The sequence below is a fragment of the Alteromonas gilva genome (genome assembly GCF_028595265.1).
GTDB classification, from domain to species: Bacteria; Pseudomonadota; Gammaproteobacteria; order Enterobacterales; family Alteromonadaceae; genus Alteromonas; species Alteromonas gilva.
In genome coordinates this window covers 3,019,456-3,045,255 of the sequence record NZ_JAQQXP010000001.1, presented here as the reverse complement: position 1 = coordinate 3,045,255, position 25,800 = coordinate 3,019,456, and the positions used below count along the sequence as shown (strand labels likewise).

Below are 25,800 nucleotides of genomic sequence, written 5' to 3'. Positions count from 1 at the left end.
GGTTAGTCGTTGATCAGTGGCTGTAGCATGGTTTCCATGCCATTGAGTTTCACTTCGTACATCAGCGCCAGTTGCTGGCCCAGCTTACCCTCAGGAAAGCCTTGTTTGTTAAACCACACCAGATAGGGCTCCGGTAAATGAATGAGCTTACGTCCGGCATATTTGCCAAATGGCATGGTTTGATTAACCGCGTCTTTCAGCGCTTTAGGATCCATCATTATTCGTTTGCCTGTCGTTGTTGTGCCTGCCACAAGCCCGCATACATGCCTTGTTGTGCCAGCAGTGTGTCGTGATCACCCTGCTCGATAATACGGCCATCACGCATAACCAGAATGTTATCTGCATCGACAATGGTAGACAACCGATGCGCGATAACCAGGCTGGTATGGCCTTTGGCCACTTCCCTTAGCGCTCGCAAAATCGCCTGCTCCGACTGACTGTCCAGAGACGATGTGGCTTCATCGAAAACCATAATGGCCGGACGTTTCAATATAGCGCGGGCAATGGCAACCCGTTGTTTTTCGCCCCCTGAGAGCTTTAAACCCCGTTCTCCGACTTTGGTTTCTGCCCCTTCTGGTAAATTGCCGATAAACGTCTTTAAATGAGCAAGTTTTATGGCTTCTGTTACTTCGTCTTTGCTGGCATCTGGGCGACCATAGCGAATATTTTCAAATATGGTGTCGTTAAATAGCACGGTATCCTGCGGCACAATACCAATATGCTGGCGCAAACTGTGCTGAGAAACTTGCGCGATGGACTGCCCGTCAATGCGAATCGACCCCGAAGTAGGGTCGTAAAAGCGAAACAGCAGCTTTACCAGCGTTGATTTGCCTGCGCCGCTCTCGCCGACTACTGCCACCTTACTGCCGGGTTCAATTGTAAAAGATACGCCATTGAGTATTTGCCGGTCGACGTGGTAGTTAAATTTCACATTGTCAAACTCCACCTTACCAAGGCTGACTTTGAGCGTGGTGGCAGAGGCGGCATCGGCCACTTTAGGCGTGGTGTCGAGCAATGCGAAAAGGTTTTCGATGTTAGCCAGTGAACCGCGTATTTCACGGTACACAAAGCCCAGAAAGTTAAGCGGCATAAATATTTGCATGGTGAAGGCATTGATCAGCACAAAATCACCGATAGTCATATCGCCGTTGCTGACATCAATGGCTGCCAGTAACAGCATTGAGGTCATCGCGGTGGCAATAATCAACGCCTGTCCGCCGTTCAGTGCAAACAGTGATAAGCGATTTTTACGCCGCGCCTGCTCCCATTCTGCCAGATTGGCGTCGTAGAGGTTAGCTTCGTAGGTTTCGTTGTTGAAATACTTAACGGTTTCGTAATTGAGTAAGCTGTCGATGGCGCGGGTATTGGTGCTGGAGTCGGCGTTATTCACTTGCCTGACATACTCAGTGCGCCAGTCGGTTGCTTTCATTGAGAACCACACATAAGCAATCACCGAGCATAAAATAATCATCGCAAATGACGCGCCATACTGGGTGAGTAATATGCCCACTACCAAAGCAATTTCAAGCAGGGTAGGGCCAATATTAAACACCATAAAACGCATCAGGAAGCTGATACCACTGGTGCCGCGCTCAATATCCCGTGACAACCCACCGGTTTGACGTGATAAATGAAATCCTAAATCAAGTCGGTGCAAATGCTCAAATACCTGCAAGCCCATGCGCCTCATCGCGCGCTCAGTCACACGGCCAAACAGGGTATCGCGCACCTCACCGAGAATCACATTAAGCAGCCTTAATACCCCATAGGCAAGCACCAGTGCTAAAGGCACGGCCAGTGTCCTGGCAGTGTCACTGTTGAGGTTATCGACTGTGTGCTTGAGGATAAATGGTAAGCCAATGCTGGCAAGTTTGGCGGCGACCAGACACAGTAAGGCCATAAACACCCGTTGTTTAAACTCCAGTAAATAGGGCCATAGCTGGCGAAAAACCTGCCATTTAATGGGCGTGTCCGGGTCGATCGGTTGTCGGTGTGGGCGCATGAGTGCTCTTTTTATACCCTTATAAATGCAATGGTTATGTTAGTGCCAGGGATCAGGTAGAATGGGGGCAACTGAACAAAAAGCAGACTTATTTGCTTGTTGATAACCGAGGCATCCAAGTGCTACAGGATTCATTTGGTCGCAGATTTTATTATTTGCGGCTCTCCATTACCGATGTATGCAACTTTCGTTGTCAATATTGCCTGCCTGATGGTTATCAGGGCGAGGCACAACAGTTTTTGAGCCTAAATGAAATTTCCACGTTGGTAAATGCCTTTGCGCAAATGGGTACAGCTAAAATCAGAATTACCGGTGGCGAGCCCACTTTGCGCCGCGATATTACCGATGTCATCGGGGTGTGTGCTAATGCTCAGGGCATCTCTAAAGTGGCAATGACGACGCATGCCGGCAGACTGGCAAAACTTGCCAGGCCGCTGGCGAAAGCCGGGCTGGGGCAGGTTAACATTAGCCTGGATAGTCTTGACCCCGGCCAGTTTGCGTTGCTCAGTGGTCACGACAAGCTTGCTGCCGTGCTCGATGGCATTGAAGCGGCATTGCTTGAAGGCGTTAATGTAAAAGTAAATACGGTGCTGCTCAGACCCTTCGCTAAGGAACAACTGCGTGACTTTACTGCCTGGCTCAAAGAGATGCCGGTTACCGTGCGTTTTATTGAGCTCATGGAAACAGGTCAGCACAAAACGTTTTTTAAATCTCACCATATCAGCGCACAGCCTTACTTAGCGCAGTTAAAAGCGCAGGGGTGGACACCTATTGAGCGCAGTAAAGACGCCGGTCCCGCGATTGAACTGGCGCACCCGGACTATGCCGGGCGGCTGGGCTTCATTATGCCCTACAGCAGCGACTTTTGTGATAGCTGTAACCGCTTGCGGATTACCGCATTGGGTAAACTGCACCTTTGCTTGTTTGCCGATCAGGGCCTCGATTTGCGCGATGCGCTGCAGTCGGGCGACGTTGCTGCGGTGAAAGCCTTTGTTACTGACAGTCTGGCCGATAAAAAAGTGTCTCATTACCTGCAGGAAGGTATCACCGGTATCACCAGGAATCTCTCGATGTTAGGAGGCTAAGCGACGATGTTGCACATTGCCGACTCACAACGTTTATCGTTTCGGCTGGTCACCGCCGATGATCATGATTTTTTGTTTCAATTGGATCAGGACGAGGCCGTCATGCGTTACATCAATGGCGGAAAAAAAACCAGCCGCCAGGAGATTGACGAGGTTTTTATGCCACGGGTCATGGCGTTCAGTAATCCGCAAAAAGGGTGGGGGCTATGGCAGGTCAGGGTGAATACGCGGTCGCCGGTAGGCTGGATATTAGTCAGGCCGATGGGGTTTTTCTCTGGAAATCGTGATGACAGTAATCTTGAATTAGGCTGGCGTTTTAGCCGCGCCGTGTGGGGGCAGGGCATTGCCACCGAAGCGGCGAAAGCGGTGATGCAGGCATTACTGGCAAATGGCATAACGCAGTTTTCGGCCATCGCGCTTAAGAGCAACACGGCCTCGATAAACGTGATGGGCAAACTGGGTATGTCGTTTAGTCACAGTGAGCGCTATCAGGATGCCGTATTTGACGAACAGGTAGAGGTGTATACTGTTCGGCATAATTAATGATGACTGACACCCATAAGATGTTAACGCAGCCGAGTAGGCGGCGTTAACGGTGCCTGGGTTAGCCTAAATTTTTAAGTACCGATCGAACGCGTTGGTAGCGGCGTTCCTGCTCTTCATCGAGGGTGCCGGACTCAATGGTTTTTAAACAATTATAAATTAAATCTCCACTGAGTGTCTGGGTTGCCTCTTCACCACTCATCTCCTGCAGGTTAATGGCCGCTGCCTGCAACAAATTTAACGCAATGGAAGGGTTTTTCGGCATGATGGTAAAAGCCTGCCGAAAGGTTTGCAGTGCACTTTTTAGATCTCCCCGCTGATACTGGTTTACAGCCTGGTTGTTGAGATCTTTCGGACTCAGTTTGATTTCGGTTTTTTCTGATTTCTCTTGTCTTACGTATTGCAAAAACAAATGACTTTGCGTGGAGTCCTGATTACAACGACGTTCAATCACATCGAGGATCTTAAGTGCATGCTCCTGAATTCCGACTTCATGGAACGCTTTTGCCTTGTCCAGCAGCGCTTCAATGCTTTCGGTTTCCCAATTATTGTCACTGAGCTGATCAAGTAATGCTTTTGCATTATCCGTTTCGTCATCTAAATACAGCAAGCGCGCATTGATAACTTTAAGCTGATCGTCAATGTCGGCTTTAGGAAAATGACTCTTAAGCTGTTTAAGGTATTCGGTTGATTGTTTGATGAGTCGCTTGGTATGTTGCTCGTCAGAGGTCATTGCGAAATCGATACCTGCACGCGCGACATTTAAGTAAATGTCGGGGTTGTCATGAATCGAGTTTTTGGCAATTTTAACGATCTTTTTGGCGGCTTCGAACTGTGACTCGTAATTGTGCGTCAGCCTTGATAAGTCGAGTGCCTTGGTGTGCCGGTGCAGGTTGCGCGGCGAAATCTGTCCGGCTATTTCCACGTTCTCCAGTGCATCCTCAAACTCCTGATGTTTTATTTGCAAGGCGGCCAGTAAATCATAGGCAGCCAGCAGGGAGTCGCGCTTCAGGGCCAGTTCAATGACCAGTTTTTCGGCTTCCTCGTCTTTATCTAACGCAATGTAACTTTTTACCAGGCCCAGCTGCGCCCAGGTAAAATTCTGTACATTGATGATCGCCTCATAAAACTCTTGTGCATCGCTATACTGTCCGCAAGCGAGTAATAATTCGCCTTTGAGTTTTAACGCCAGCGGGAAAAATTCCGAATTTTTAGGTTCGGTCAGGAACCCTTCAAGCTTCAGCAACGCTTTATCCAACGTACTGTCTTCAATTAAATGATACACGTCTTGTAAAGCACGCTTGCGGGTTAATAAGCGCTCCAAGCGTTGACCCAATTCGCTCACCGTAAAGGGTTTTGCTAAAAAGTCATCTGGCTGCAGTTCGACAATGCTATGGACGATATCAGCGGTTGTTTCCGCACTGATAAAGACAAAAGCGGTACTGGCCGGGAGTTGGTTTTGCTCTTTAAGCTGGTCGTATAAAAAGTAGCCATCCTGCTCATTTTGCAGGTCATATGAGCACACAATCAGATCGTAGTGATTACGTCTTATGTATGTCAAAGCGGTATTAACCTTATCTGCGTATTCTATGTTCTGAAAGCCCAGTTCTTCCAACGAGTATTTCAGATACCCTTTAGCGAGTACCTGGTCGTCAATCACTAACACGCGAGTTTGTCTGGCTAACTTGAAATTCATTACCACTGTGTCCGTTTGAACTATGAAAACTGTATCGGCAAAAACAGTAAAAAACTTATTAAAACGTGATTTTATTCAGGAGTCACGAAAAACAGTGGGCAACACGTATTAATGTTGCAAAGTTCATCGGGTAGTTTTTGATTGGTAAAAAGAGTGGACGTCTGCTGTGACTCGCAACGAAGTTGTTGAGCCAGTGAACGGTTTAGTACTGATAATAATATTTAAAGGATTTGAATTTAATCGAAGAAGTGGTGGACGCTACTGGACTTGAACCAGTGACCCTCGCCTTGTAAGGGCGATGCTCTCCCAACTGAGCTAAGCGTCCTAATTTTTTGCGCAAAGATAAGAAGTGGTGGACGCTACTGGACTTGAACCAGTGACCCTCGCCTTGTAAGGGCGATGCTCTCCCAACTGAGCTAAGCGTCCTCTTTCTTTGCCTTGCCGTGCTTGGCAAGTGGAGGCGTATTATAGAGAGGGAAGCGCTACTGTCAACACCAAAAATTAAAAAAATAACTGTTTGGCTGAAAAGTAGCCTAATTTTTGTTTGAGTGGTTATTCCGCGAGCAAATTTGTCCTCTGACAGGGCAATTTGGCAATCTGGTTAGTGACATTTGCGGTTGCGGGACATGCCGGATCGGGTGATTATCAACGCTGCTAATTATGGTTGCTAATAATGTTATGTGTTAATGACGTCATTATATTGGCCTGGCTTATCGTCATTAACCGCATGCTGTTAATCTATTAATAACGACTGGCACCGATTTGGCTGTTTAACGTTTAACCGGTGGTCAGTTGCACAACGCGGCGTATACAACCCGTGTTATTGCCGAAGCGAATGTTAAGATGAAAAAGATTTACGCCCAAGCGTTTGGTTAACTGTCTGTATAGTGAGGCCACAAGGGCTGCTACAGGGAGACACCGTTGTAACTTATGAGCGAAATGAGCGAAAATTGTAGAGAGAATAAACAGGCCGCTTAATTTTATAGCAAACAGAGAAAATTCATAAAAAAAGCGTTGACATAAATGGGTGTGATATCTAGAATGCGCCCCGCTGTCACGGAACAGTCATGTTACTGATTCTGACATCCCTAACGGGGCCATAGCTCAGCTGGGAGAGCGCTTGCATGGCATGCAAGAGGTCGGCGGTTCGATCCCGCCTGGCTCCACCAAATTACTTTTCATGATGTTAAGTCGTGAAATAGGCCGAAGTTTACATAAGCTTCAGGACTGAAATACTTGTAAGGTACTAACGAGCAGATTGTTTATACAGCGGTCATTCTTCCGTCCTTACAGTTAGCGAGGTTTACTTCGTTAGCAAAATTTCCGTCCCCTTCGTCTAGAGGCCTAGGACACCGCCCTTTCACGGCGGTAACAGGGGTTCGAATCCCCTAGGGGACGCCATATTAACGGTGTCACAGTCCGTAACTGTGAAATAGGCCGGAAGTTGCAAGACTTTCAGGACTGAAATGGCGGTAAAGTAAAATGAATGTTGCTTGTGCAACGCCTTGTTTACCTTGCCGACACGTAACGAAGTTCACTTCGTTAGCAAAATTTCTGTCCCCTTCGTCTAGAGGCCTAGGACACCGCCCTTTCACGGCGGTAACAGGGGTTCGAATCCCCTAGGGGACGCCATATTAACGGTGTCACAGTCCGTAACTGTGAAATAGGCCGGAAGTTGCAAGACTTTCAGGACTGAAATAGCGGTAAAGTAAAATGAATGTTGCTTGTGCAACGCCTTGTTTACCTTGCCGACACGTAACGAAGTTCACTTCGTTAGCAAAATTTCTGTCCCCTTCGTCTAGAGGCCTAGGACACCGCCCTTTCACGGCGGTAACAGGGGTTCGAATCCCCTAGGGGACGCCATATAAATAAACCAGCCTTTTGGCTGGTTTTTTTATGCCTGCTCGTCGGCTGAAAAACAATGCCTATTGACTCACTGCCTTAACACTCACGGATACACGCGCTGCAGGGTAGACGATGCCGGATGGCAAAGCCGACTGTGTATTGACAACGCCCCCATTGATTATTTTATTACACGACACTTTTTTAACTGCCCTTTTATTAAGTGAAGTGGCCAACGTGGCCGGTGGATAGCCGGGTTCAATTAATTTTCTGGCAGTCTTGAGCGCGTTTTCAGATTTACGGTTGAAACGCCCAATTCGGGTAATTACCAGGGCGTGGCTCAGTGCTGCTTGCTCTGCACAGCGTGTCAGCACTGATGGTATTTTTGAGCGCAGGGCTGCGTGTTATACTCCTGTATTACTTAAAAAGAGGTGAAGTATGTATTCTATTGGCACACCAGGTCGTCCTTGGGGAGAAGAGGAAAAAAAGCAGTGGCTCGCCGCGCAAACGGTTAAGCGTAGTTATGCAGATGAGGTGTTGAATCAACTTGAGGCAGTGCCGGATTATTTTTCGGTTATTCAGTACGGTGCCTTACCTTATGATGAATCCCGTTATCCACTGTATGCATTGTTACCTAAAGCACCATTGGCCGATGCGCCCTGGGTGCTGGTCACTGGCGGTGTGCACGGTTATGAAACCAGTGGCGTGCAGGGTGCGCTGCTGTTTGCCAGAGAATATGCAAAGACTTACTTTGACAACGTAAACCTTATTGTTGTGCCCTGTATCAGTCCCTGGGGTTATGAAACCATCAACCGGTGGAATCCCTTAGCCATCGATCCAAACCGGTCGTTTTATCCTGACTCTCCAGCGCCTGAAGCGAAGCTACTGATGGACTTTATTGGAGCCATGCCCCAGTCGTTTTTATTACATATCGACCTGCATGAGACCACCGATACCGATAACAGTGAATTTCGCCCGGCCCTGGCTGCTCGCGATGCCATAGAGCAAAAGGCGTGGGATATTCCGGACGGTTTTTATCTGGTGGCGGATGAGGCGGCGCCCAATTTACCTTTGCAACAAGCCATCATTAATGAAGTCAGTAAGGTTACCCACATTGCGCCTGCCGATGAGAATGGGCTGATTATCGGTGCCGCAGTCCCGTCTGAAGGGGTAATATGCTACGACAAAAGAAAACTATTTTTATGCGGTGGTTTTAGTCATGCCACCTATTGTTCAACCACGGAAGTTTACCCTGACAGCCCATCGGCCACTCCGGAAATTTGTAACCGGGCACAGGTGGCCGCCGTGGAGGGCGCTTTACAGTATTTGCTGAAATAATGGAATAAATAATCGGGTTTAGATGTGTGGATGTTTGGGTTTCTAGACGTCTAAATGTATAATCCTCGCTATAGTCACCAAATAGCGGGGATATCATGGTTTACGTCGCACTCTTGTATGAAGGCATAGGACAAAAGCTGATAAGACAACAAGCCAATAGCGAGACCGAGTTTTTTGCTCAGCTCAACGCGCAGTTCAGCTGTTATGTGTGCTTGTGGTTTACTGTGGAACAGCAAACAGAAAATGATTAAGCCAACGCCGGAAGTACCCATCGAACAGGCGATAGTGTCGTCGCCCTGTATTGGCAACTGTTGTCTGGATCCAGATGATATTTGCCTGGGGTGTCAGCGTCACATTGATGAGATCACCGGCTGGCATCATGCTGATGTCACTGAGCGCCGGGCAATTTTGTTACGTTGTCAGGAACGCTGCAAATTACGTGCACGCTGAGTACCAATACAGATGCCAGCGTCGTCATGATCTGCTAAAATCCGCCTCCCTTAATTTTTGAATACCCTAAATTATGCGAATTCTGCTAGCGCCGATGGAAGGCGTTGTTGATCACTTAATGCGAGATATGCTTACCCGTGTGGGTGGCTTTGATCTGTGCGTGACAGAATTTGTCAGAGTGGTAGACCAAAAACTGCCGGCGAAGACGTTTTATCGCATGTGTCCGGAACTGCAGAACGGTGGCAAAACGCCGAGCGGCGTGCCGGTGCGGGTGCAATTATTAGGGCAACACCCCGAATGGTTAGCGGAAAACGCCTTAACGGCGGTAGAGTTAGGCTCACCAGGCATTGATTTAAATTTTGGTTGTCCGGCTAAAACCGTGAATAAAAGCCGCGGTGGGGCAGTGTTGTTGCAATACACCCAGCAACTGCATGATATTGTTAAAGCCGTTCGCGAAGCGGTACCGGCAGATTTACCCGTGACCGCTAAAATCCGCTTAGGTTACGAAGATAAATCTCTGGCCATAGACAATGCGGTGGCCATTGATGAAGCCGGCGCGTCTGAGCTGGTCGTTCACGCCCGCACAAAAACTGAAGGTTACCGCCCGCCCGCTTACTGGGAGTGGATTAAAAAAATTCGCGCTAAAACCCAGCTGCCTGTCATTGCTAATGGTGAAATCTGGTCACATGACGATGCGCTGAGGTGCCAGCAGATGTCCGGTTGTGACGACATCATGATTGGCAGAGGCGCATTGGCCATGCCGAATCTGGCGTTGCATATTCGCAATAACGTCGCGCCCATGAGCTGGCCCGAGTTAGCGCGGTTGCTGATTGACTATTCTGGCTACGAAATTTACGGTGACAAAGGCCGCTATTACCCTAATCGTCTTAAGCAATGGTGCGGATATCTTAAGCGCCAATACCCCGAAGCCGCTGAATTATTCGACAATATTCGCCGTTTGCAACACGCCGACGAGATTGTCGCCGTACTTAATCGGTCAGCCAACGCATCGGCGTAACACCTACTTGTACCCCAATCCACATTCGGCTAACGTTATAGCTGCTTTTGAAGAGCGCGCGTGCGCGCTGCTATAGTAAACCGGCTTGCTAACGACAGGTCTGAAAAAACTAAAATTAAAATACAGGTAGCTCATGGAAAATACACTACGAAAAATGAGTGTTTCCTTGGTGTGTTGTTGTGCGGTGTTACTCTCTGCTTGTGGAGACGATAACGCGGCGCAAAAAGAACAGGCAGCCAAGGTTACAATTGATAAAAATCCATTCCCCAGTCAGTACCAGCCTTTAGAAAGTCGTCCGGTAGCCATTACCGGTGTGACTATTTTAGATGGTGTAGGTAATAAAATCGAAAACGGCACGGTGTATTTCGCCGACGGTAAAATTGTTGCTGTAGGCAGCGATGTAGACGTGCCTGCAGATGTTGAGACGATTGATGGTACCGGTAAATGGGTCACGCCGGGTATTATTGACGTGCACAGTCATTTAGGCGTTTATCCTAACCCTTCTACGAAGTCTCACTCCGACGGCAACGAAATGGTTAAGCCTGTAACGGCGAATGTCTGGGCTGAGCATTCAGTCTGGCCGCAGGATCCCGGGTTTGGCCGCGCGTTGGCCGGTGGTGTGACAGCGCTGCAAATTTTACCTGGCTCGGCTAATTTATTTGGTGGCCGTTCGGTGGTACTGAAAAATGTACCAGGGCGGACCATGCAGGAAATGAAATTTCCCGATGCCCCGTATGGCTTAAAAATGGCGTGTGGTGAAAATCCCAAGCGGGTTTATGGCCAGCGTGGCGGCCCGTCGACCCGTATGGGTAACGTTGCCGGATATCGTCAGGCCTGGTCTGATGCACAGGATTATATGCGCAAATGGGAGCGGTACGAAGCCGACTATGAAGCGGGTAAAAATCCTAGTCCTCCTAAGCGTGATCTCAACCTTGAAACACTTATGGGTGTTTTGAAAGACGAGATCAGAGTGCATATGCATTGTTACCGGGCCGATGAAATGGCGGTAATGATGGATGTGATGAAAGAGTTTGGTTACCAGATTTACTCCTTTCAACACGGCGTAGAAGCATACAAAATTAGTGATCTGCTGGCCGAAAATAACGTTTGTTCAGCACTGTGGGCCGACTGGTGGGGCTTTAAAATGGAAGCCTACGACGGTATTCGCGAAAACGTGCCTATGGTTCACGAAGCCGGGGCGTGTGCGATTGTCCACTCCGACAGTGATTTAGGTATTCAGCGTTTAAATCAGGAAGCGGCCAAGGCATGGTCTGATGGACGTCGCGCCGGTATCGACATTAGTCAGGAAGACGCCTGGACCTGGTTATCTGCCAATCCGGCCAAATCACTGGGTATTTTTGATGAAACCGGTTCATTGGAAAGCGGCAAAAATGCCGATTTAGTGCTGTGGAGCGCCGATCCGTTTTCGACGTACGCGCGCGCCACGAAAGTCTATATCGATGGCGGTCTGGCCTTTGATCTCAACGATCCTGATTCCTGGCCAGTGGCTGATTTTGAGTTAGGACAAGTCGGTGAGGGAGACATCAAATGAAGAAATTATTATTAACCTGCTTGCTGACAGCAATGAGTTCAGCCGCACTGGCAGACAAACTGGCGATTGTTGGCGGTAAAGTCTATACCGGTACGGCCCAGGGAACGCTTGAGGCAGCGACGGTTTTAATTGAAGACAATAAAATTGTTGCTGTCAGAGAGGGCAGTAATGTGCCAGACGGTTACGATACAATCGATGCCACGGGCAAGTATGTTACGCCTGGTCTCTTTGGAGCTTACACACAACTTGGTTTGGTAGAGGTAAGCAGTTCAGCTGGTACCGTTGATTCATCGGTAAGCGATAGCCTGATATCTGCAACCGGCGCCGCATTTGATGTTAGTTATGCAGTAAATCCCGATTCATCCTTGATGGCGATTAGCCGGGTAGAGGGGATCACGTCAGCAGCTACAACAGTTTCCCGCGCTGACACATTGCTTAATGGACTGGGGGCTGTGATTACGTTATCGGGCGCTGCTGATTCGGTGTTAAAGCCTCAGGCGTTTATGTCGGTAGATGTCAGCAATCATGGTGCCGACGACAACGGTGGCTCAAGAGCTGCTTTGTGGGTAACGCTGAACCAGGTGATTGACGAAGCAAAGCAATTTACCGGTAGCGCTCAACTCAATCCAACTAACCCATGGCATGGCATCAACAGTCGCGCTGATGTAAAAGCTCTGCAACCTGTGATAGAGGGAGCAGCCCCGTTACTGATGTTTGCCGATCGTGCAGCGGATATTCGCCAGGTTATCGCCTTTAAAAAGCGCTACCCTCAAATAAAAGTTGTGCTGGTGAATGCCATGGAAGCATGGCGCGTCGCCGATGAGTTAGCGGCGGCTGATATTCCGGTTATTTTAGATCCTGAATTTAACTTACCCGGTGGCTTTGATCAGTTAGGTGCCACGCTTGCTAACGCGGCAAGGCTGCATGACGCTGGCGTTACCATTGCCATTGGCATGGAAACGCATAATATCCGTTTAGCCACGCAGCATGCCGGCAACGCGGTGGCTTTCGGACTTCCCTGGGACGCAGCCATGGCGGCGTTAACTGTCAACCCTGCCAGTATCTATAATGTCTCGCAGCAGGTAGGAACGTTAGCACAAGGTGCCCGGGCCGATGTTGTGGTATGGAGTGGCGATCCGCTTGAAGTGACCGAAGCGGCTGAGATGGTTATTATTGATGGCGAGTCGATAGAGATGACCTCACGTCAGATTAAACTACAGCAGCGTTACCAAACGCGTTCACAAACCAAGCAAACGTCACAGTATATTCGCTGATTGGCGCGCTAATGTGATACCAACAATGCCGGCTTTTTAGCCGGCATTTTTTATTGATGAGTGCCCTGCAAAGTGTGCAATGATTTATTCAGTTGGCGATCATGATGCGCACCTGAGCTAATGAGTCAGCATAGCCCTGAGTCCAAAATTACAACGCTGACTCCCACCATTATTAGTTTCTTTCGAGAGTGATTAGTCGTAATAAACGACGGGTAACTATAAGCTTTTCGTTTAAAAAGGTAGGAAATATATTGGCTCTGTATTTTCCTGCTTACACAATAAACAGCTGAAAGTACCCGCGTATTGTTATCTATCTGTTGCACGCTCATCGGCAGACTCACTTTTTAACCCCCGAACTGAGCGGGAAAGCTAATTCGCTCGGTGTAGGTAAAAATAATCTTCCTTTTCAACGGTATTGACCTATTATTGTCATAAACAGGCAGAGATACTGACGCTGCATCACTAACCGGACAGGCATCAAAGTATAACTTTGGGCTAAACAGAATGAGTCTTTCTTGCAAAGTCAACATGTAACCAATCCCACACAGCGACCCGTTGTGCTCTTTTCGTTGATCATTATGGTTGTTGTCCTGCTGACATTAACCGCGGATTACGCGGCCAGCCGCTGGCAGCGTGAAGAACAAAAAACTGCTGTTAACCAGCAGTTGTCCGCTTTGCGCGCGGCGCTGGAGTTTGAGCTTTATACTAACATTGAGTTGATCCGTGGTGCGGCCGCGTATGTGTCACTAAACCCGGATTTAAATCAGCAAGGGTTTAGCCTGTACATGAGTCGCTTACTTGAGCAGCGCAATAATATTATCAACATTGCTGGGGCTCGTGACCTTGTCGTGAGCTTAATTTATCCGGTGGAGGGTAACGAAAAAGTACTCGGGTTGAATTATCGCGTTAACGAGGCACAGCGGGACTCTGTGTTTAAGGCGCTGGATATCGGCACAACCATATTAACCGGACCTGTTGATCTGGTTCAGGGAGGCGTTGGGTTTATTGCCCGTATACCCGTGGTGAATGAAAACGGCATCTGGGGTATTTTGTCGGTGGTGCTGGATTATCAGGAAGTGCTTAGGGAAGCCGGTTTTATTGATCAGCAAACACTGGACTTGGTCATTAGCGGACACAATGCTCAGGGGCAGTTAATTGATGTTTTTCGAGACACCGGCAGTCGCGAGCTGCAACAACCGGTCCGTTTATCGATTCAATTACCCTACGGTCAATGGCAATTAGCGGCACAACCTAAAGACGGCTGGATTAACTTTACACTGCATCCTCTGTCATGGGTCATGGCGCTTATTATCGGTACTATAGCCTGCTATATCGCACAACTGAGGCTCAATAACCGTCTGTTACAACAAGACACATTATCGGCGCTTAAATTATCCGAACGAAAATTCCGGCAGTTCTTTTCGGCACACGCCGTGGTGATGCTGATTATTGATGAGCATGGCCAAATCGTTGAAGCTAACCGTGCCGCCGTTAACTATTACGGTTATTCGGCAGAGCAGATGTCTGCTATGAGTGTTGTCGATATTCAAACCATGGATCGTGATTCTGTGATGCGGCATATCAAAAGGTCAATGGTCGAGCGTTCTTCCAAATATGCGGTTCAACATCGCCTCGCCTCAGGTGAAATCCGCGATGTCGAACTACTTAATACGACCATAGAGAGCAATGGCCGTCAGCTTATTTACACCATCGTCATCGATACGACCGAGCGTTTAGAGTATCAAAAGCGTTGGGAGTTAAGTCAGCAGGTCTTTAACCACAGTTTGGAGGGCATCATTGTGACAGATGCCACACTCAATATTATATCGGTTAACCCTGCATTCAGTGACATTACGGGTTACCAGGAGGAAGAGGTACTCGGCAAGAAACCCGATTTTCTTGGTAGTGATTTGTATGAGCGCAGCTTTATAGAGCAAATGCAGTTTATCATTACAGAAACGGGATTTTGGCGCGGAGAGGTTTGGAGCAGGCGTAAAAATGGCAGTGTATTTCCCCAACTGTTAAGTATCTCGGTGGTGAAAGACGATGTTGGCGCAGCGGTAAATTATCTGGCTGTATTTTCAGACATTACCAGCCTTAAACAATCCGAAGAAAAACTTGAACGCTTAGCCCACTACGACGCGCTGACAGGTTTGCCCAATCGTGTTCAGTTTCAGTTGCACCTGCAACATACCGTGTCGCTCTGTCAGGAAGTCAGGCAGCATTGTGCTTTACTGTATCTCGATCTTGATCGCTTTAAAGTGGTTAATGATAGTCTTGGTCATGCCGCTGGCGATGAATTGTTACGCATGGTCACTGAGCGATTAAGTTTACGGTTAAGATCGTCGGATCTGCTGGCACGAATGGGGGGCGACGAATTTGTTTTGCTGGTTGAAGATTATAAACATGACTCAGAACTTGAAGTACTGGCCAGAAAACTCATCGATGAAATGAATCAACCGTTTTACCTGGTTGGAGAACATGAAGTTAATGTTGGTGGTTCGGTAGGCATTGCGCGGTATCCGGCCGATGCTGCGAACAGTGAAGATTTGTTAGTGCGGGCCGACGCAGCCATGTATAAAGCCAAACAGGCCGGGGGATCTAAGCTTGCGTTCTTTACCAGCGATATTCTGGTTGAGGCCAGTTCAAGGCTTACCATTGCGTCTGAATTAAAACGAGCGGTAGCAGAAAACGAACTGGAACTGTATTTACAACCCCAGATTGATGGGGCTAACGGTGCCGTGGTGGGCGCCGAAGCATTACTGAGATGGAATCACCCGGTTAAAGGCTTCCTTACCCCGGATTCGTTCATCGACGTGGCAGAGCAAACCCGCGCTATTCGCTTAGTCACTGGCTGGCTGGTAAAAGAGGTATTTGGCATCATTGAGCGCTGGCAAACCCAGTATCCTCAATTGTTTATTTCCTTCAATGTCTCAGCGCTTGATTTGGCTGATAACGAGCTATTGCGACGCATGACCGAAGTACTGGCCGACCATCCCATCGATACCAGCAGAATTGAGCTGGAGATTGTTGAAAGTGCCATCATTGAAAACTTCGAGTCGGCCAGCAGCATTCTGGTTAAGCTCAGAAAACTCGGTTTTTGCGTTGCGATTGATGATTTTGGCACCGGTTATTCGTCTCTGGCTTATCTGGATAAACTGCCCGTCGATAAATTGAAAATAGATCGTGAGTTTATCTCCAAGCTGGGAGAGGGCGAACAATCCGGCGTCGTGAAATCGATCATTGACCTGGCCGGTAACTTTGGCTTGAGAGTGGTTGCTGAGGGCGTTGAAACAGCTGAGCAGGAACACTTGTTAAAGGCAATGGGGTGTAACAGAGTGCAGGGTTACTACTACAGCAAACCCCTGCCCATGTCTGAATTTGAAGCGAAGTATCTGACGTTGTAAGCACCAACTACCCGGTAATTATCTACGCCTAAGCATAAGTGTCGATATTACGTCCTACCGCGCCGGTCGTCGCCGGAGATTCAGACTGCCGGACAGATTGATTTTGCGTTTCCTGGCTGTTTTCGGGCGCGTTTTGTTGTGGGCTGGGGCGCTGCTCAATCGAATTAAGCGGGCGCTGCGCATAGCCCTGATCGATAGGGTTCTGACCAATTTCCATACTGACCTCTCTACTAAATTAATTGACTAAAGTATAGGCAAAGGCGCGGAAAACGCGAATTACCACGCTATCCCGGCCGCCATTACCGGGTAAAAAGCAAAGGCGTTAATTGGGCATGCATAAACTCAGCAATCAACGGATGACCTTCGGCGTTGGGGTGTATGCCATCGCGTTGCATGAACTCCTCCTGAAGCGCAATATCCTGCATAAAAAATGGGATCAGGGTAACGTCTTGTGCCGTGGCAACTTCTTCGTAGCTATCGCTAAACAACTGGTTGTAGCGTCGCCCATAATTGGTGGGGATTTGCATATCCTGCAGATACACCTCGGCGCCAAATTGCCTGGCGATCGAAACCATTTGGCTGAGATTGTCCTGAAGCTTTTGTACGCTGTGGCCCTGAAGACCATCGTTACCACCGAGCTCAATGAGAACATGGGTAGGGTTGTGCTGCTTGAGTAAGCGTGGCAAACGCGCCAGCCCACCGTCGGTGGTTTCACCGCTTATCGCAGCATTTATTACCTCGACCCCACGCTGCTCGTCGTGCCAGATATTTTGTAACAAACTAACCCAACTTTGTGCTTGCATAAGACCATAACCGGCACTTAGGCTATCACCAAGGATGAGCAAACGTTTATCGGCGTTAACACTTTGGCTTTGTTCAGCAGACTGTTCAGAGCTGCTTTCAGGCGTGGCCAGAATGTGATCTGAAAAAAATAATAAAGGTATTAATAATATTAGGTTTTTTGCCCAATACAGTGTGTACCGCAAACGGATAAAAAAATGACAAATCACAACAACAATAGCTCCTTTATGATCCAAACCAAAGACATTACTAAGACCGTCAATACGAGCGAAGGTTCGTTACAGATCCTTCAGCCTATTTCGTTTCAAGTCAAGGCTGGCGAATCAATTGCTATTGTTGGGGCATCCGGTTCCGGTAAATCTACCTTACTGAGTTTGCTTGCTGGCCTTGATGAGGTGAGCGCGGGCGAAATATTTCTCGATGGTTCGCCATTACATACATTTGATGAGGAGCAGCGAGCCCGGTTACGTGGCGACAAGGTGGGCTTTATTTTTCAGAGCTTTATGCTGGTTCAAAGTCTTACTGCCATCGAGAATGTCATGCTGCCGGCTGAAATAGCGGGTTTGCCGGATGCCAAAAAGCGGGCCACAACAATCCTTGAGCAAGTTGGTTTAGGGCACCGTTCACATCATTATCCTAATCAGCTATCGGGCGGTGAACAACAACGCGTAGCCATTGCCCGGGCGTTCATCGGGCAGCCGAAAATTTTGTTTGCCGATGAACCCACCGGTAATCTCGATGCGGCTAATAGTGTAAAAATCGAGGATCTGCTGTTTGACTTAAACCGTGAAATAGGTACAACGCTGGTACTGGTCACTCACGACAGCGAGCTGGCCAAAAAGTGTGATCGCCAGTTACAAATGCTGGCCGGAGAGTTGACGGAAGTCACCGAGAACGCCAGGGCGACTAATGATGCGGCATCGCAAGGAGTTGCCCATGGTAGTTAATCTCGCCTGGCGACTGTTTAAGCACGAAGCCCGCCGTGGCGAGCTGACCATTATTTTATTTGCCATCATCTTGTCGGTCGCCTCAGTATTATCCCTGTCGTTATTCAGCGAGCGTCTGCAGAGTGCGTTGGTTGAACGTTCTTCCCAGTTTATCGCTGCCGACAGCCAACTACGCTCACGCAAGCCAATCAGCGAGGAGTGGTTATCCCAGGCACAAGCGCAGGGGCTGGCCACCGCCCGGCAGGTCAGCACCCGGTCAATGGCGTTTGGTGAAACCCAGATGTCACTGGTTGATTTGCGTGCTGTCAGCGACACTTACCCGTTAAAAGGCGAAATAAAAGTCACCGATGAGCCCTTTGGTACGCCAGCGCCGACGTCCTCAACGCCTGCACCGGGCGAGATTTGGATTGACTCACGATTGTTTCAGCTACTGGACGTTCAGTTAGAGAGCACAGTGTATATTGGCGACGGTGAGTTTACCGTCAAGCGGGTGTTAACGGAAATACCCGATCAGGGATTTAGCATATTTAACACCGATCCTATGGTGCTCATGTCACTGAGCGATTTGCCAGCCACCAATATTACCGGTCCGGGCAGCCGGGTGTCTTACAAGGCCTATTATACCGGCGACAATGACATCATCGAAGACTATTACGAATGGCTGCGCCCGCAACTTGACGAAGAGTTGCACCGCTGGGAAGACGTGGGCGATGATGAGTCGGCCATTGGCCGCTCGGTGGCACGTGCTGAGCGTTACTTTTTGCTGGCCAGTCTGTTAGCGATTGTGTTGGCGGCGGTAGCCATTGCGGTGGCTGCCCAACGCTACAGCCAGCGTCACTTCGACCCGGTTGCTATATTCAAAACCCTGGGGGCTACTAAGCAGATGATTCGCCAGGTTTATGTATTGCAAATCATGTTTATAACGCTGTTAGGTATTGCCATTGGTATTATTGCCGGGGTGATCATACAACAGATTGTTGTGACGGCACTGGCTGGACAGGTAGACGTATCGCTGGATGTGTGGCACTGGCGGCCGGTATTCATTGCCGTGCTAACCGGCTCTATTTGTGCGGTATTGTTTTCTTTATATCCGTTGTTGCGGTTGTTTTCGGTACCGCCACTGCGGGTGTTGCGCCGCGATATGGGCGCGGGCCTGAGCTCGAAAGGCTTACAATTTGGTGCGTCAGGTGGTGCGATATTCCTGCTGATGTGGATATACAGTCGCGATTTCGAAATCAGCGCCATTTTATTTGGTTCAGGTGCACTGCTGGTGGTTGCACTATTATTTGTGACCTTTGGCCTGATTGCGCTTGGACGCAGGCTGGGGCAGGGGGCCATGGGATCCTGGCAATTGGCCTGGGCGCGCATACGCCGACGCGCAATGGACAACAGCGTCCAGCTTATTAGCTTTTCGATTACCATCATGCTGCTGTTGGTAGTATTGGTGATGCGTAACGACATGGTGGCGCAGTGGCGTGCGCAGTTGCCCGAAAATACCCCCAACTACTTTATGTCAAATATTACCGAGGCGCAGAAAGGGGGACTGGAGCAGCACTTTGCTGATAATCAGGTGCTTATCGATGAGTTTTACCCAGTGGTTCGTGGCCGCTTTGTAGCGGTTAACGACGAACGGGTAAGCACCGAAGTGACCAAAGAAGACGACCCGGAGCAAAGCGAAGGGCGTCGCGGACTCGGGCGCGAAGCAAACTTAACCTGGAGTAACACGCTGCAAACCGAGAATCGGATTGTGGCGGGGCAGTGGCATGGCGATTGGCAGTCTCCTGGTACCGACAACGCAGACGGTAACGAAGACGGGAATGTGCTGTATCCGGTGTCAGTAGAAAGTGGCGTAGCGGAGCGGTTAAATATCGAGATGGATGATACGCTGACCTTTAATGTTGGCAGCGAGATTGTGCAGACCCGCGTCAGCAGTATTCGTGAGGTTAACTGGCAAACCATGCAGCCCAATTTCTTTTTTGTGTTGCACCCTGCTGCCATGCAAGATTTTAATGCCACCTATATCACCAGCTTTCATTTGGATGCACAGCGCAAATCAGAGATAACCGCGCTGATGCTGCCTTTTGCATCGGTGACGCTATTTGATGTTGATGCGCGGATCAACCAACTGCGTGAGATTATCGAACAGGTGTCGCTCGCCGTTGAATTTATTCTGGTATTGGTGCTCATTGCCGGCTCCCTGGTGTTATTTGCACAGGTGCAGGCGAGTATGGATGAACGTCAGCAAGAGCTGGCGATTTTGCGCACGCTGGGCGCCAGGGGCCGTTTAATTCGGTTTAGTGTCATTAATGAATTTTTAATTATTGGCACGGTGGCCGGCTTAATGGCCGCGATGGCAAATGAGTTTAGTTTGTTCCTGCTGCAATGGCGGGTGTTTGATATGGAAGCGTCAATGCATTGGGAATACTGGCTGATTGCGCCGACGGCGGGTGCGCTGGTGGTTGGTGTGCTCGGGGCTGTGGGCTGTTACCGTTTATTACGGTTAAACACCGGGCAGTTGTTACGCAAGATGGTCTGACCTGGTGATAATCTGACAATGTGGCGAGCTACGCGCGAGGGAACGAATGTTAGCATTTAATGGTGTTGGTCATCGGTTTGCTGCCAGGACCATTTTCAACGATGTGTCGTTAGCAATCGCTGAGCCCAGAGTCGTTTTAAGCGGCGCCAACGGTATTGGTAAAACAACGCTGTTACTAATTGCCGGGGGACTCTTAAGGCCTGCTAATGGTGAGGTAACCCTCAACGGTAATAACGTGCTCGATAGTGCCGCCCGGCCGCTCATTGGTATGAGTGCCAGCAAAGTGGCATTACCGGGATTTATGTCGGCCAGTGATCTCCTGCAGTTTCATCAGCGCCTGTACGGCTGCGCAGCGCCTGAGTACTGGATAACTGCCTTTGGATTAAGTGATTATTTGCCGACTCTGGTACAGGACCTGTCGCTTGGCAATTATAAAAAGCTGAGCCTGATCCTGGCTTTGATGCATCAGCCGGAGCTGCTGTTACTGGACGAGCCCGCCAACGGTCTGGATGCCAAAACCCGCGAGGCTCTGTATCAATGCTTGGCAGAGTATCCGGGGCAAATTGTTATCGCCAGCCATGAACCTTTGAATTTCGCCGGCCACACCGTCAGACAGTTGCATCTGGACCACAATGGTGTGCATGAACGGTGAGGTACTGGCAGTTTCGGCTTAAGGTATATCAACAAACGTTAAAAGACTGGCTTAATAGTTTGCGCCAGGCCAGTGCTGCGCTGGTGGCGCTGTTTCCGATGGCCCTACCAGCACTGTTGTTACTGCCGCTGCTGGCGTTAGGCGTGTTGGCTGATAATTCGAGTAGCAGCGAGCTCTATTATTATACGCTTTGGGGCTATTTACTGCTCAGCTTTGGTTGGGTCAGTATGCAAAAAGAGGCTATTAACGCCACCCGCTATGCGCTCTACGATCGCGCGTTACCTGCGGGCAGTGCGACGCGGCGATTCACCCACGCCGGCTTACTGTTATACGCCGCAAATGTCTTTATTTTAGGGCCCTTGGTGGTATTACTCAGTATGTTTTACAGTCACTTCCATGAACTGTTGAGTGTGCCGTTGGCGGAGTCTTTTGCGCAGTTAATGCCCATCACCGGTGTATTGGTACTCACCGGTTATTATATTGTCATCGCCACAGGCTCAAGGCGGCCCTGGCTTAGTTTAGGACTGCTGCCATTGGCACTTGCACCCCTGGCAGGGCAGCTGTCGGAGGGCTTATGTTTACTGGGCTACGCTGTGGCGATTTGTGCAGAGCGATTAATACCGTTGCCACCGGTTAAAGTCAGCGGCTTACCGGTTGGCTTATGGCGGTTTTTTTTACAACGCGATCTGCACTACTTAAAACCGACATTGTTACGCGTGGTTGTGGTGCTGCTGTTGCTGATCCTGGGCAATATTTTTATCAGCAATATTAACCAGGATTCGCAAGGGCCGGCCGGCGCGGTAATGGCCGTTTTACTGGCAGTGGTGATTGCCAGTAAGCTATTGGAGCTTAGATCTTTGCAAGCCCGGTACCATTATTATTTCCACAGTTTGCCGCTTAACCGGCGACAACAAATACTGACCATGCTGTTCTATGCAGGTGGTTTTGCTGCCCCTGCGTTTGGCATCATTGCCTATATTGGTGTGCTTTGGCCGGTGCACTGGGCACTGCTACTACTCACCTATACCGTTACGCAGGTGGGCATACTGACCAAACCGGATTATTACCTGGTGTTTCCGCTCATTACCGCCATCCTGACAGTTATTGCCTATGCGCTGTTTTTTTAGCCATCCGACTAACACTCGCTATTGATGGCGTTGGCACAATAATGCTGGTTAATGCCCGGGCACTTAACTCTCTGTATCAGCAAACGCTGCGTCAATGTCCTCGTACTTAAACTGAAAACCGGCCTCCTGCAACTTTTGCGGCAGCACTCGCTGACCGGTGAGTAACAGATCGGCCGCTTCGCCCATGGCGAGTTTGAGGACGGGGGCGGGCATAGGGAAAAACGCCGGACGGTTTAATGCGCTGGCAAATGCCTTTATAAAGGTTTGATTGGTAACCGGGTTTGGCGCAGTAAAATTAAACGGCCCGCTGAGCTCTGGCTGGGAGAGCAAAAATAAAATGCCCGCCACCATGTCATCGATGTGGATCCATGACATGTATTGCTTACCACTACCGATGCGCCCGCCAAGCCCCAGTTTAAATGGCAGCCGCATTTTACTTAACGCGCCACCGTCCGGTGCCAGCACAACACCGGTGCGCAGTATGCAAACCCGGCAGGTATTACTCACCGATTGGGCAATGCTCTCCCACTGCTGACACACTTCATGGGTAAATTCCTGGTGGGCTTGATGGTTATTCTCGGTTATCGGCGTATCACCCTGGCGGCCATAATAGCCGATGGCTGATCCTGAAATGAAAACCGCCGGCGGCTTATCAGAGGCGTCAAGTTTGTTGGCAATCGATGAGGTGAGCTGCCAGCGACTCTGGCATATCCGGTACTTTTGCTGCTCGCTCCAGCGTTTATCGGCAATGGGTTCACCCGCCAGGTTAATGACCGCATCGAAGTCGTTGAAATCACTCAGGGTATCAATATCAGCAATGACCTTAACGTCGCCAGGGAGTGCTTTACGTGCAGCATTTGCATTGCGGCTGAGCACGGTAATGGAATGTTGTCGGTGTAGTTGCTCAATTAACTGCCGACCTATTAACCCGGTTCCACCGGTAATAAAGATATGCATGACGTGCTCCGTTACATTATTTTCATCAGGCTTGTTCACTGCAGGACTACCGATTCAATGTTAAATCTGATAGCGTGCTACTTTATTTGTTAAACCAATATTTTATGTCGACCCAATCGCCCACAGTAAAAGCCATGTTCATTTTTGCCAGCCTGATCATTATCCTGGCAGGTATTAAAGCTGCAAGTACCATAATGGTGCCGTTTTTCTTGTCCGGGTTTATTGCTATTGCCTGTGGGCCGCTGATCCTCTGGATGACGAAATACCGTATACCGCGCGCGATATCTATTACTCTAGTAATACTCCTGATAGTGGTTTTTGGTTTCATGCTGGCCGGATTAGTAGGACAGTCGCTAAGCGAGTTTCAGGATAATATGCCGCAATACCGGCAAAAGCTGTCTGGTGAATTTACCTGGGTTGTCACCCAGCTTGAAACCTTTAACATTCATGTCGATAAGGATCTCATTGTATCTTATCTGGATCCGGGCATGGCAATGTCGATGGTGACCAATTTTTTAAGCGGTATGGGTGGGGTACTATCAAACTTATTTTTAATTTTGCTCACTGTGATTTTTATGTTGTTTGAGGCCGAGGGCGTGCCACGCAGATTGCATGTGGCACTGGCAGATCCTGACATGAAAATGCACCACATCGATAGATTCATTCATTCGGTCAATAGTTACCTGGCAATTAAGACAGTCGTGAGTTTATTTACCGGCTTGTTAGCAGGGACCTGGCTGTACTTTCTTGGCGTGGATCACTATTTGCTCTGGGGCGTGCTGGCCTTTTTATTCAACTATATTCCTAATATAGGTTCGATTATTGCCGCCATACCTGCCGTACTTATGGCGTTAGTGCAATATGGTGGTGGCGAAGCCGGCCTGGTCGCCCTGGGCTTTTTGGTTATTAATACAGTGATGGGCAATCTTATTGAACCGCGCTTTATGGGGCGGGGCCTTGGGCTATCAACGCTGGTGGTTTTTTTATCGTTAATTTTTTGGGGCTGGCTGCTTGGCAGCGTAGGCATGTTATTGTCTGTACCGCTGACCATGATTGTAAAAATCGCCCTGGAGTCTCGCGAAGAAAGCCGCTGGCTGGCGATTTTACTGTCCAGTGATGGCGAAGCGGTACTGGCAGAAAATAAACAGGATGCCGCGCAATAACCCCCCTGTTGCAAGGCAAGGGGAAGCCGCAAGTTACCTGCTATGCCAGGTAACTGAATACCGCATGAGCTATACCTGCTTCAGCGGCGCTGGAAACGTCAGTTTGATGCTAGCACCACCGAGTGAGGCGCGGCTAATAGTGAGTTTACCCTCATACGCGGTGAGCAGATCGGTGACGACTGCCATGCCGATACCCTGGCCTTCGGTATAGGCGTCAAGGCGTTGTCCGCGATTGAGGATGCGTTCAACCTGTCGGGCCGGTATGCCGGGGCCATCATCGTTAATATGAAGTTCAGTATGGCGGGGGAGTTGCTTAACCGTTATGTCAACGCGTTTATGAGCCGCCTTGCAGGCGTTGTCCAGCAAATTTCCAAGGATTTCCATCAGGTCGGTTTTATCACCATAAAACAGACCGTCGTCGCCGCTGACTTGCAGGTGTAATGACTTATCCCGATAGACTTTATTTAGTGCACTGATTAATTGTTTTATAACCGGTGTTACCGGCACACCCTGCTGCCAGGTGCCGGCCCCTGATGCTGCGCGCTTTAATTGCCGCTGAATCAGCGTATCAATTTGTTGCAGAGGCTCCTGTGCAGAAGCGGGCAGAGCCTTGGTGCCCATCACCACTGCCAATGGAGTTTTCAAGCTGTGGGCCAGATCGCCAAGGCTATTTTTATAGCGTTCACGTTGCTCAGCTTCGCCGCTCAACAGCTGATTAATGCTCAGCTTTAGCGGGGTGAACTCGGGGGGATAATGCTCGGTTAAACGTTCCTGCGTGCCGGTGCTGGTACGCCGTATCTCGTCAATCAACAGGCGTACCGGTCGTAACAGGGTATTCATGCCAATCATTAAAAAGACTAGCAGGCTGATAGCCAGCACGCCCAGGTATTGCCATACCGACCACAAAAACGTGTCACGTTCTTCTAAAAAGGCCGTTCGATCGTTAAAAACATAAAACGTGACCGGAACATACTGGCTGCCGTTATCAAATTCAGCAGTAAACGAATACGCAAAAAAACGTGTTTCACGCTCTGTCAGCTGCAGCGCTCTGACGAACGCTTCATCACCCACCGCGGGGGCGGGTGGCAGGATCTGTTTGGTTATTTCGGTAACCGCAGAGGCCGATTGCCAGACCACCTCGTTATCCAGGGCAATCACACCCAGATAGCCCGAATCAGGCAGGTTAAGCTGTTCGTCGTAGAGCATATCGGGCATTTGCACGATGTCAGCGTCAATTTCGAAGACAGAAATCATCGCCAGGTTCATGAGTTTTAATTCACTGTATTTAGCCTGTTCGAGACTACTGGTATAAGCCTGAGACAGCGTAAAGACCGTGACCGGCACAAACACAATCAGCGCCAGCGTCGCAATCAGTAAACTGCGAAGTCGTAGCGATAAGTTTACCATTGG

Annotated in this window: 20 protein-coding genes and 6 tRNA genes; 17 read left to right on the top strand and 9 right to left on the bottom strand. The window is 49.2% G+C overall.

Annotated features, from left to right (window positions below):
* Nucleotides 1-2 precede the first annotated feature (2 nt).
* Both OIK42_RS13470 and OIK42_RS13465 read right to left on the bottom strand, forming a co-directional pair.
* Nucleotides 3-215 carry a DUF3820 family protein gene (locus OIK42_RS13470; protein ID WP_273641552.1) on the bottom strand — a complete coding sequence of 71 codons (213 nt, stop codon included), beginning with the start codon at nt 213-215 and terminating at the stop codon, nt 3-5.
* A 2-nt stretch (nt 216-217) separates the two neighbouring features.
* Nucleotides 218-2,002 (bottom strand): ABCB family ABC transporter ATP-binding protein/permease, encoded by a 1,785-nt coding sequence (locus OIK42_RS13465; RefSeq protein ID WP_273641254.1) that lies wholly within the window; start codon nt 2,000-2,002, stop codon nt 218-220.
* A gap of 119 nt (nt 2,003-2,121) precedes the next feature.
* Between OIK42_RS13465 and moaA the strand changes: the two genes are divergently transcribed.
* Both moaA and OIK42_RS13455 read left to right on the top strand, forming a co-directional pair.
* Nucleotides 2,122-3,087: a GTP 3',8-cyclase MoaA gene (gene moaA / locus OIK42_RS13460; RefSeq protein WP_273641252.1), complete on the top strand. Its 966-nt coding sequence runs from the start codon at nt 2,122-2,124 to the stop codon at nt 3,085-3,087.
* A gap of 6 nt (nt 3,088-3,093) precedes the next feature.
* Nucleotides 3,094-3,630 carry a GNAT family N-acetyltransferase gene (locus tag OIK42_RS13455; protein ID WP_273641251.1) on the top strand — a complete coding sequence of 179 codons (537 nt, stop codon included), beginning with the start codon at nt 3,094-3,096 and terminating at the stop codon, nt 3,628-3,630.
* Between the two features lie 61 nt (nt 3,631-3,691).
* On the opposite strand, the gene OIK42_RS13450 is transcribed toward OIK42_RS13455, so the two are convergent.
* The 3 genes from OIK42_RS13450 to OIK42_RS13440 all read right to left on the bottom strand — a co-directional run bounded on the left by OIK42_RS13450 (nt 3,692) and on the right by OIK42_RS13440 (nt 5,752).
* A complete protein-coding gene (locus tag OIK42_RS13450; RefSeq protein WP_273641249.1) occupies nt 3,692-5,326 on the bottom strand; it encodes a tetratricopeptide repeat-containing response regulator in 1,635 nt (544 codons plus the stop codon).
* Nucleotides 5,327-5,575: 249 nt separating this feature from the next.
* Nucleotides 5,576-5,651, bottom strand: a tRNA-Val gene (locus OIK42_RS13445).
* A 25-nt stretch (nt 5,652-5,676) separates the two neighbouring features.
* Nucleotides 5,677-5,752, bottom strand: a tRNA-Val gene (locus OIK42_RS13440).
* A 667-nt stretch (nt 5,753-6,419) separates the two neighbouring features.
* On the opposite strand from OIK42_RS13440, the gene OIK42_RS13435 reads away from it, so the two are divergent.
* From OIK42_RS13435 to OIK42_RS13390, 10 genes are all read left to right on the top strand, one after another.
* A tRNA-Ala gene (locus OIK42_RS13435) sits at nt 6,420-6,495 on the top strand.
* A gap of 156 nt (nt 6,496-6,651) precedes the next feature.
* Nucleotides 6,652-6,727 (top strand) — tRNA-Glu (locus tag OIK42_RS13430).
* A 155-nt stretch (nt 6,728-6,882) separates the two neighbouring features.
* Nucleotides 6,883-6,958, top strand: a tRNA-Glu gene (locus OIK42_RS13425).
* Between the two features lie 155 nt (nt 6,959-7,113).
* Nucleotides 7,114-7,189 (top strand) — tRNA-Glu (locus tag OIK42_RS13420).
* A gap of 417 nt (nt 7,190-7,606) precedes the next feature.
* On the top strand, nt 7,607-8,506 hold the full coding sequence (locus OIK42_RS13415) for a M14 family metallopeptidase (RefSeq protein ID WP_273641247.1): 900 nt from the start codon (nt 7,607-7,609) through the stop codon (nt 8,504-8,506).
* Between the two features lie 243 nt (nt 8,507-8,749).
* Nucleotides 8,750-8,956: a DUF1289 domain-containing protein gene (locus OIK42_RS13410; RefSeq protein WP_273641245.1), complete on the top strand. Its 207-nt coding sequence runs from the start codon at nt 8,750-8,752 to the stop codon at nt 8,954-8,956.
* Between the two features lie 73 nt (nt 8,957-9,029).
* Entirely contained in the window at nt 9,030-9,974 is a 945-nt protein-coding gene (gene dusC / locus OIK42_RS13405; protein ID WP_273641244.1) for a tRNA dihydrouridine(16) synthase DusC, read from the top strand.
* A gap of 133 nt (nt 9,975-10,107) precedes the next feature.
* Nucleotides 10,108-11,526: an amidohydrolase gene (locus OIK42_RS13400; protein ID WP_273641242.1), complete on the top strand. Its 1,419-nt coding sequence runs from the start codon at nt 10,108-10,110 to the stop codon at nt 11,524-11,526.
* Nucleotides 11,523-12,800, top strand: a complete 1,278-nt coding sequence (locus OIK42_RS13395; protein WP_273641240.1) for an amidohydrolase family protein — start codon at nt 11,523-11,525, stop codon at nt 12,798-12,800. The genes OIK42_RS13400 and OIK42_RS13395 overlap by 4 nt, the downstream gene beginning before the upstream one ends.
* Before the next feature lie 515 nt (nt 12,801-13,315).
* Nucleotides 13,316-16,207, top strand: a complete 2,892-nt coding sequence (locus tag OIK42_RS13390) for a bifunctional diguanylate cyclase/phosphodiesterase (RefSeq protein WP_273641239.1) — start codon at nt 13,316-13,318, stop codon at nt 16,205-16,207.
* 28 nt (nt 16,208-16,235) lie between these two features.
* On the opposite strand, the gene OIK42_RS13385 is transcribed toward OIK42_RS13390, so the two are convergent.
* Together OIK42_RS13385 and OIK42_RS13380 are read right to left on the bottom strand one after the other, a co-directional pair.
* Nucleotides 16,236-16,424, bottom strand: a complete 189-nt coding sequence (locus OIK42_RS13385) for a hypothetical protein (protein WP_273641237.1) — start codon at nt 16,422-16,424, stop codon at nt 16,236-16,238.
* Nucleotides 16,425-16,506: 82 nt separating this feature from the next.
* Nucleotides 16,507-17,199, bottom strand: coding sequence for an arylesterase (locus OIK42_RS13380; RefSeq protein WP_374211872.1), 693 nt, complete (start codon nt 17,197-17,199; stop codon nt 16,507-16,509).
* Between the two features lie 36 nt (nt 17,200-17,235).
* Between OIK42_RS13380 and OIK42_RS13375 the strand changes: the two genes are divergently transcribed.
* The 4 genes from OIK42_RS13375 to OIK42_RS13360 are packed head-to-tail and all read left to right on the top strand — an operon-like array spanning nt 17,236 to nt 22,270.
* Nucleotides 17,236-17,955, top strand: coding sequence for an ABC transporter ATP-binding protein (locus tag OIK42_RS13375; protein ID WP_273641548.1), 720 nt, complete (start codon nt 17,236-17,238; stop codon nt 17,953-17,955).
* Entirely contained in the window at nt 17,945-20,491 is a 2,547-nt protein-coding gene (locus OIK42_RS13370; protein WP_273641235.1) for an ABC transporter permease, read from the top strand. Before OIK42_RS13375 ends, OIK42_RS13370 begins: the two co-directional genes overlap by 11 nt.
* A 46-nt stretch (nt 20,492-20,537) precedes the next feature.
* Complete coding sequence (locus tag OIK42_RS13365; protein WP_273641233.1) at nt 20,538-21,143, top strand: ABC transporter ATP-binding protein; 606 nt, start codon at nt 20,538-20,540, stop codon at nt 21,141-21,143.
* The gene (locus tag OIK42_RS13360) at nt 21,140-22,270 is read left to right on the top strand and encodes a DUF6136 family protein (RefSeq protein ID WP_273641231.1); all 1,131 of its coding nucleotides are present in this window, start codon (nt 21,140-21,142) and stop codon (nt 22,268-22,270) included. Before OIK42_RS13365 ends, OIK42_RS13360 begins: the two co-directional genes overlap by 4 nt.
* Before the next feature lie 63 nt (nt 22,271-22,333).
* On the opposite strand, the gene OIK42_RS13355 is transcribed toward OIK42_RS13360, so the two are convergent.
* A complete protein-coding gene (locus OIK42_RS13355; RefSeq protein ID WP_273641230.1) occupies nt 22,334-23,227 on the bottom strand; it encodes a TIGR01777 family oxidoreductase in 894 nt (297 codons plus the stop codon).
* A gap of 104 nt (nt 23,228-23,331) precedes the next feature.
* On the opposite strand from OIK42_RS13355, the gene OIK42_RS13350 reads away from it, so the two are divergent.
* Nucleotides 23,332-24,390, top strand: a complete 1,059-nt coding sequence (locus OIK42_RS13350) for an AI-2E family transporter (protein ID WP_273641228.1) — start codon at nt 23,332-23,334, stop codon at nt 24,388-24,390.
* A 69-nt stretch (nt 24,391-24,459) separates the two neighbouring features.
* On the opposite strand, the gene OIK42_RS13345 is transcribed toward OIK42_RS13350, so the two are convergent.
* On the bottom strand, nt 24,460-25,797 hold the full coding sequence (locus OIK42_RS13345; protein ID WP_273641226.1) for an ATP-binding protein: 1,338 nt from the start codon (nt 25,795-25,797) through the stop codon (nt 24,460-24,462).
* Nucleotides 25,798-25,800 lie beyond the last annotated feature (3 nt).